Source organism: uncultured Brachyspira sp., from assembly GCF_949287625.1.
Classification (GTDB): domain Bacteria; phylum Spirochaetota; class Brachyspiria; order Brachyspirales; family Brachyspiraceae; genus Brachyspira.
The window spans coordinates 1-7,369 of sequence record NZ_CASEGO010000126.1 but is presented as its reverse complement, the minus strand read 5'-3'; the positions used below and the strand labels follow the sequence as shown (position 1 = coordinate 7,369).

The following is a 7,369-nucleotide window of genomic DNA, read 5'->3' as shown; positions in this document are numbered from 1 at the left end:
CGCAGAGCGGGCACGACTGTGTGCTTCGCAGGGCTAGTCCCAGAAAATAATAAAAATATAAAAACTAATTTTGACAAAATATAGTTGTTTAGGTATATAATATGACTTTTTTATATAAAATGCCTATTATATTATGATAAAATATTATTGCTATATAGTAAAAAATCTAATATAATCGTTTATAAAACAAATAAAACAAATAAAACAAATAAAATTATAAAGATTAATATATGATAAAAATTATTTTTACTATTTCAGCTATACTATTATTAAACACTGCTGTATATTCACAAGAAAGCAATACTTTAAAAGACAATATGGATAACTATACACAAAAAGTAAAAATGAAATGGGAGTTTAACCCATTAAAAAACTATGAAACAGACAGATACTTTTCTGGCTGGGTAGATCCAGATGCTTACAGCAGCAGATTTTGGCTTGGTGATGTACTTAATATAGATAAAATGTACAATAATAATAATTTTAATTTCGATAAGATGGATTTTTATTATCAGCCTACACTTGCTACTGAGGTTACACCTATAGCATTCAAATATAATGAAGTACATAGATTTAAAATAGGTATTGGGTATTTAACTCATTTCTTTTTGTCTAAATATAAAAAAGGCTATGATCAGTATTACGGACAAAGTCTTATGTATGGTACTTATATGCAGGTAGAAGTTTTTTTTGATTATATATTTAATAATACTTTTAAATTAAGATTCAGTCCTTTAAGACATATATGTGCTCATATTAGCGGTGATATACTTGGAGATGAAACTTTATATAACAAAGAAAAAGAAGATTTTAAAGATTCAGGATTCGAACAGATGCATGTATCGGCATACTATAAATACGGCTGGTTTACGTTCTACGGCGGAATGAATTTTGCCATAATAGGATTTGACAAATCAAACATCGTAAACTTATTCAGTGCATTTGCAGGAACTGACTTTAGAGTACCTATATGGGGAGAGATAAGTTTTATAACAGGTGTTTATTTGGGATTAAATCATGATTTAATAAATAATGTTTCAAGATATGCAAACGGACAGAAGTATTATATAAATGATAAGCATGTAGAATGGATGCCAGAAATAAGCGTAGGAGTAGGATTTGAAATTTATAGAATTATTATAGGGTTAAAATATGATTACGGACGCTCCAAGCAGCTATACGCACACAAAACTATGGAAAGCAAAATAGGACTTGATATAAGCCTTTATCTATAATATATTTACTTTTAATAAAAAAAGTATAAAATAAAAAATATGAAGCGTATATTAATATTATTTTTTATAATATCATCATGTTTATCAATGCATGCTTATGAATTAAGACTTCATTTTTCAAGAGCATATATTTATAATGATATACTTTATACTGATGTGCAGACTGCATATAGTGATGAAGTTTATCAAAATATAAAAAGATATATAGATAATGGTATTATAGTATTTATAAACTTTAGAGTAGATTTAGTTAATAAAAATTGGTTTATTGACAGTAATGTAAGAGAGATATATCTATACAGAAAAATATATTATGATTTTTTCACAAGAGAGTATGTTGTATTAAACTCTGAAACTATGCGTGAAATAAGAAATACCAATCTTAAAGTTTTAATGAGAAATGTGACTTCAATTAATAGAATAGAAGTAATTAATATAAATAAATTAAATCAGAAAAGTAATTTTTTCTTTAAAACAAGACTATCACTGCAGTTTCAAAATGCTTATCCGTATTTATCTGTATTTTTTAATATTATAACACCAATACAATATAGAATAAAATGGCTTAAATCTGAAGAATTTAATATAAAAGAATTATATTATAACAATATGTAGACTATTATTTATAATTAAAAATCCGATTTATACATAGAAAATTAATTTTTATATAGGAGGATTAATAATGCGTTTTAATATTGCTGTTTTTATAGCTCTGATGTATTTATTTACGCAGGTATTATTTTCTCAAAATAATGAAAGAGAGGAAATAGTAAAATGGGCTAATTATTATATGAATAAGCATTACAAGTATAATCAAAGCGATACTATTACTAATCCTTTTACAAAAGAAAAGAAAAAAGTTAATTTTGACTGTTCTGGATTTGTAGCAGCGGTTTACTTTACAGCTATTGAAAACCCGAGTATAAAATTTAGCGGCTCTACTGCAAATATATTCTATCTCTTATCAAAAGAAAATAAAATTTATAAAAATACTCTTCCTAATATAGGCGATATAATATTTTTTGACGGTACTACATCTTATGATAAAAAACTTACTCATTCTGGTATAGTAATAGATGTTGATGAAGATGAAACAATTACTTATATACATTCAAGTACAAGTAAAGGACCTATTTTAGGATATATGAATTTAAAATATCCAGACTTAGCCAGAAAAGACGGCAAAGTTATTAATAGTTATCTCAGAGGAGGAAAAGTACCTTATTCTTTAGCCTCTTACTGTTTCAATAGTTATGGTACTATTTTTGAAAAACCAAATTAAAATTTAATAATAAATGAATAAATAAGAATATTGTAAATTGTATTGACTTTTTGCTGATATCTTATAAAATAATTTTCTATTATAAGAGTGTGTTTTATGCGTTTTTATATTGCTATACTAATATTATTTATGATGTTATTGTCTTCTATATCATATGCACAAACTTACGGCTATGATAAAGAATATCAGAAACAGCTTAAAGAAAGCGGTGTTGAGATAACAGATAAACAAAAAGAGCAAGTTAGGGCAGACATAAAAAAATGGGCTAACTTTTACCTAAATAAACATTATAAATATAATGAAAAAGCTCAATTAACTCACCCAAATTCAAAAGAGAAAAAAACTTTCAATTTTGATTGTTCAGGTTATGTAGCAGCGGTTTATTGGACTTCAAATATAGCAGTATTTGAAAAGCAGGCTATTTTGGATTCTGGGGGCGTAAAAACTATATATTCCACTTTATCAAAATATAAAAAGATATATAGCGGTGTGCTTCCTAATGTAGGCGATATAATAATGTTTGATAGAACTACATCAGATACCAAAAAACTCACTCATGCAGGTATAGTAATAGATATAGATGAAGATGATACTGTAACTTATATACATGCCTCAACAAGTAAAGGTCTTGTATTAGGATATATGAACTTAAAATATCCAGACCTTGCTAGAAAAGACGGCAAAATAATAAACAGCTATCTTAAAAGCGGAGGCGGTGTTAACGCTTTAGCTTCTCACTGTTTTAATAGTTACGGTACTATATTGGATATACCAGAAAAATAATTACTTTGTAAATATTGTTAATTTATTTATATATTTATAAATAAATACAAAAGATAAATTTGGAGAATACATGAACAATAACAGCAAAAAGAACAAAAATAATAGAAGACAATCTATACCGCAATCTGGCGGAGGCGGAAATCAAATAATCATTATACTACTTCTTACTATGGTTGTAGTAATGGCTATAATGTATTTCCAAAAATCACCTCAAGTTAAAGCTGAGGAATGGGATTATTCTACTGTAGTACAAAAAGTTAAAGAAGGCGTTGTTAAAGAGGTAACTATAGTAGATCAAAACATAAGAAACGGAAAAGCTATTGAAACTGTTAACGGCAAAATAACAGAGATAAACTTTTACTCATATATACCTTTTACAGCAAGCGGTTTTGTTAATCTGCTTATAGAAAATAATGTAAAAGTAAGAGGAGAAGCTGAAAAACCTAGTTATTTAAGTCTTATACTTGTAAACTTGCTTCCTATTATCTTAATAGGATTTTTGCTTTGGTTTTTTATGTTCAGGCAGGTTCAGGGTTCTAATAACAGAGCTATGAGCTTTGGTAAAAGCAGAGCAAGACTTCTTACCAAAGAAGATGTAAAAGTAACTTTCAAAGATGTTGAAGGCTGTAAAGAGGCTAAAGAGGAATTGCAGGAAGTTGTACAGTTCTTAAAAGATGCAAGCAAGTTCACAAAATTAGGTGCTAAAATACCTAAAGGCGTATTATTAGTAGGCCCTCCGGGCACTGGTAAAACTTTACTTGCTAAGGCTGTTGCTGGTGAGGCTAATGTTCCATTCTTTAGTATGTCTGGTTCTGAGTTTGTTGAGATGTTTGTAGGAGTCGGAGCTTCAAGGGTAAGAGATTTATTTGAACAGGGAAAAAGATCTGCTCCTTGTATCATATTCATAGACGAGCTTGATGCTGTAGGAAGAACTAGAGGAGCTGGATACGGCGGCGGTCATGATGAAAGAGAACAGACATTAAACCAAATGCTTGTTGAAATGGACGGTTTTAATACTGATACTAGAATCATCATATTTGCTGCTACTAACAGACCTGATGTACTTGACCCTGCTTTGCTTCGTCCTGGAAGATTTGACAGACAAATTGTTGTAGATTTGCCAGATGTTAAAGGAAGAGAAGGCATATTTAAAGTGCATGTTTCAAAAATACAGCATGATCCATCTATAGACTTGTATCATTTAGCTAGAGCTACACCAGGTTTTTCTGGGGCTGATATTGCTAATATGGTTAATGAGGCTGCTTTAATTGCTGCTAGAAACGATAAATCAAGAGTGGAGCTTTCTGACTTTGAAGAAGCAAGAGATAAAGTTATGATGGGGCCTGAAAGAAGAAGTATTTTGATAAGTGAAAAAGAAAAATTAAATACAGCCTATCATGAGGCAGGACACACTTTAATGGCAGTTCTTCTTCAAAACACAGATGCTTTACATAAAGTTACCATAGTTCCTAGAGGAAGAAGTTTAGGAGCTACTTGGACATTGCCTCCAGACGGAAGATATACTCTTCAAAGAAAAAAAGCTATTGATGAAATGTCTTTGCTTTTAGGCGGACGTGTTGCTGAAGAGTTTAAATTCGGAGAAGATTCTGTTACTACTGGTGCTTCTAATGATATAGAAAGAGTTACTGAGCTTGCTAGAAGAATGGTATGCGAATGGGGTATGAGCAGATTAGGACCTATATCATTCGGACAAAAAGAACAGCCTATATTTTTGGGTAAAGAAATAGCAAGACATAAAGACTACAGCGAAGAGACTGCTCAGAAAATAGATGAAGAAGTTCATAAGTTTGTAATGAAAGCATACGAAAGAACTAAAAAATTAATAGCTGAAAATGCTGATAAGTTTGAGGCTTTATCAAGAGAATTATTTGAAAAAGAATCTCTCGACATAGAAGATATAGAAAGAATATGCGAAGTAAAATTGGATAAAGTTAAAGACAAATTAGTTTATGCTGGTAAAGACCCTAAAAGGGGAACTGATGAGCTTGAAGATCCTTCTGCTTATCAGGAGGGGGAAGTAAAAAGCGTTAAAGAAGAAGTATTTAATTCTCCTCTTAAAGTGAAAGCAGAAAACAAAGAAGAAGTAAAATCAATAAAAAAATCTAGTGTAAAAAAAGTACCTTCTTCTAAAAAGAAAAAAACAACAGAAGAATAAAAACAAATATTTCTCAATATAAAAGCCATAGTATAAAAATTACTATGGCTTTTTTAATTGCTTAAAAACTATTAATGATTACAAATAAAAGAATTAATTTTTTTATTAATCTATTCTACCCGCCCACCCACCCCCAAATCTATTTCTTTATTAAACAAAATTAAAAAACTAGAAGCACTAATTTAATAAGCACTTCTAGTTTGTTTTTAATAAAATGTTTAAATTAATCTTTTAATTTTTTATTATATCACTATAAGATTTAAAACCATAAGAAGCCTCAGCACTTTTTACAGCATTATTAATAGCCCTTCCCATAACTATTGCAGCAATAGTTCCCACTGAATCTAAACTAGCATTAATATCTCCGACACTCATAGCATAAATACTATCACCGTCTACTGTAGTGTGAACTGGTTTTATAGCCCTAGCAAAGCCGTTATGTGCCATAGAAGCTATTTTTCCCATTTGAGACTTTGTAAACTTAGCATTGGTAATTACAGCTCCTATCGTAGTATTTGTAACTATATTATTTTTAGAAGTGAAAGATAAATTATTATTCTGTGTTATTTTTATAAGCTCTTCTTCAGAACTTCTAAATCCGTCTTTGTTTTCATTAAGAAGCCCAGCAATCATTTTACCGCTGTCATAATCATAAATATCGCCAAAAGCATTAACTGAAACTATTGCTCCTACCTTAACATCATCAACTTGAACAGCATAAAAACCAAGCCCAGACTTCATAGCATAATCAGCACCTAGTATTTTTCCAACACTAGCACCAGTACCTGCTCCGTAATTACCCATTTTAGGATTATTACTTTCAGAATTAATGCAAGCCTCATAAGCCATATTAATATCAGGACGCACTCTATAATCTCCAACACGCAAATCAAATATACATGACTGACAAACCAAAGGAACCTTTGTAACTCCTACATCAAAACCTATATTTCTCTCTTCCAAATACTTCATAACGCCTCCAGAAGCATCAAGTCCGAAAGCACTTCCTCCGCTTAAAAGTACAGCATGTATGATTTCTGTAGAAGCAAAAGGTTTTGTAAGTTCGCTTTCTCTTGAAGCAGGACCTCCTCCCCTAACATCTAGTCCAGTAGCAGCACCTCGCTCGCATATTATAACTGTGCATCCTGTTGCAGCTTCTTTATTTTGAGCATTGCCTATTTTGATATTTTCTATATCTGTTATTTTTATCTCTTTCATAAAATATGTCCTAATTTTATTTAATTGTAATATGGCGATATTATATATTAAATTGATATAATTGTATAATTTTTTTGAATGAGAGAGACATATTTCATTTAAGTATTACTTAATTTCTTAAAGTAAGCAAACAGTGTGTAATAATTTAAAGCAGAATGTATGCGTTTGTAATTCCAATGATATAAAAATCATGCTTATCTCTATGTTTTTCATTATTATTTTATACAAATGATATTTTTTTAATATAGTTTCAATAGCTTAAGTACATATTTTAATATTTTCTTTTTAACCTTATTAGGACTATATTTTAGTTTACTACTCTTATTTTCTTAATAACCTGTTTTCTCAAATTTCTTCTTCCAATAATAAGTTCGAATATTAATATTAAATTTGAGATCCTGCACTCTTTTATTTTCAGCTTTATTAATAATTAATACTATCTTTTTTTTCTGATTTGTATTATATTGTTTCATAGGTATTCTTTTTAGTTCGTTTATACTAATTTAAATTATGGAGTGATACCTGATTTTTTAAACTTAAAAAGAATATCTATGGTACTTAAACAAAAAATATTATAAATTGCACGGGTTCCATACATATTGCATTTAAGTATTCCTTAATTTCTTAAAGTATAGCATAGGAGTATCATAATTTAAAGTAGAATGTATTCTTTTA

7 protein-coding genes are annotated in these 7,369 nt (G+C 29.4%); 5 read left to right on the top strand and 2 right to left on the bottom strand.

Features of this window, described 5'->3' with window-relative positions; translation table 11 throughout:
• Positions 1-230: 230 nt before the first annotated feature.
• The 5 genes from Q1X91_RS14010 (at position 231) to ftsH (ending at position 5,476) form a co-directional block, all read left to right on the top strand.
• The gene (locus Q1X91_RS14010) at positions 231-1,235 is read left to right on the top strand and encodes a hypothetical protein (RefSeq protein WP_300758929.1); all 1,005 of its coding nucleotides are present in this window, start codon (positions 231-233) and stop codon (positions 1,233-1,235) included.
• A 39-nt stretch (positions 1,236-1,274) separates the two neighbouring features.
• On the top strand, positions 1,275-1,850 hold the full coding sequence (locus tag Q1X91_RS14005; RefSeq protein ID WP_300758927.1) for a DUF4390 domain-containing protein: 576 nt from the start codon (positions 1,275-1,277) through the stop codon (positions 1,848-1,850).
• Between the two features lie 67 nt (positions 1,851-1,917).
• Entirely contained in the window at positions 1,918-2,517 is a 600-nt protein-coding gene (locus Q1X91_RS14000) for an NlpC/P60 family protein (protein WP_300758925.1), read from the top strand.
• A 96-nt stretch (positions 2,518-2,613) separates the two neighbouring features.
• Positions 2,614-3,300 (top strand): NlpC/P60 family protein, encoded by a 687-nt coding sequence (locus tag Q1X91_RS13995; protein WP_300758922.1) that lies wholly within the window; start codon positions 2,614-2,616, stop codon positions 3,298-3,300.
• A gap of 70 nt (positions 3,301-3,370) precedes the next feature.
• Complete coding sequence (gene ftsH / locus Q1X91_RS13990; RefSeq protein ID WP_300758919.1) at positions 3,371-5,476, top strand: ATP-dependent zinc metalloprotease FtsH; 2,106 nt, start codon at positions 3,371-3,373, stop codon at positions 5,474-5,476.
• Positions 5,477-5,707: 231 nt separating this feature from the next.
• On the opposite strand, the gene Q1X91_RS13985 is transcribed toward ftsH, so the two are convergent.
• Together Q1X91_RS13985 and Q1X91_RS13980 are read right to left on the bottom strand one after the other, a co-directional pair.
• The gene (locus Q1X91_RS13985; protein WP_300758917.1) at positions 5,708-6,694 is read right to left on the bottom strand and encodes a P1 family peptidase; all 987 of its coding nucleotides are present in this window, start codon (positions 6,692-6,694) and stop codon (positions 5,708-5,710) included.
• Between the two features lie 329 nt (positions 6,695-7,023).
• Positions 7,024-7,167, bottom strand: coding sequence for a hypothetical protein (locus Q1X91_RS13980; RefSeq protein WP_300758914.1), 144 nt, complete (start codon positions 7,165-7,167; stop codon positions 7,024-7,026).
• Positions 7,168-7,369 lie beyond the last annotated feature (202 nt).

Coding starts and splice junctions, on each gene's coding strand:
- Q1X91_RS13980 (WP_300758914.1), bottom strand. CDS start 7,167: ATGAAACAATATAATACAAATCAGAAAAAAAAGATAGTATTAATTATT.
- Q1X91_RS13985 (WP_300758917.1), bottom strand. CDS start 6,694: ATGAAAGAGATAAAAATAACAGATATAGAAAATATCAAAATAGGCAAT.
- Q1X91_RS14010 (WP_300758929.1), top strand. CDS start 231: ATGATAAAAATTATTTTTACTATTTCAGCTATACTATTATTAAACACT.
- Q1X91_RS13995 (WP_300758922.1), top strand. CDS start 2,614: ATGCGTTTTTATATTGCTATACTAATATTATTTATGATGTTATTGTCT.
- Q1X91_RS14005 (WP_300758927.1), top strand. CDS start 1,275: ATGAAGCGTATATTAATATTATTTTTTATAATATCATCATGTTTATCA.
- Q1X91_RS14000 (WP_300758925.1), top strand. CDS start 1,918: ATGCGTTTTAATATTGCTGTTTTTATAGCTCTGATGTATTTATTTACG.
- ftsH (WP_300758919.1), top strand. CDS start 3,371: ATGAACAATAACAGCAAAAAGAACAAAAATAATAGAAGACAATCTATA.